The following is a 297-nucleotide window of genomic DNA, read 5'->3' on the forward strand; positions in this document are numbered from 1 at the left end:
TTGGAAAGATCGCTCGTGCGGGTGAGTTCACCAGCAACACGGATCAGATGTGCGAACAAGTCGATTTCGTAGTTGGAATGCACGTGCTGCAGTACCGCAGCGAGGCGCTCCAGGCCCATGCCGGTGTCCACGCAGGGTGCGGGCAGCGGCGACAGCGAGCCGTCCGGTGCGCGATCGAACTGCATGAACACCAGGTTCCAGATCTCGATATAGCGGTCGCCGTCTTCGTCCGGCGAGCCCGGCGGGCCACCGGCGATCCCCGCGCCGTGGTCGTAGAAGATTTCCGTGCACGGACCG

The 297-nt window shown here is 64.0% G+C and carries 1 protein-coding gene; it reads right to left on the reverse strand.

Annotation, left to right across the window (positions count from 1 at the left end; all coding sequences use genetic code 11):
* On the reverse strand, positions 1–297 hold a 297-nt coding region (locus tag GSQ77_RS00005; RefSeq protein ID WP_254067383.1), incomplete at both ends, for an alanine--tRNA ligase-related protein.

The organism is Burkholderia sp. L27(2015), assembly GCF_009765705.1.
GTDB lineage: Bacteria > Pseudomonadota > Gammaproteobacteria > Burkholderiales > Burkholderiaceae > LMUX01.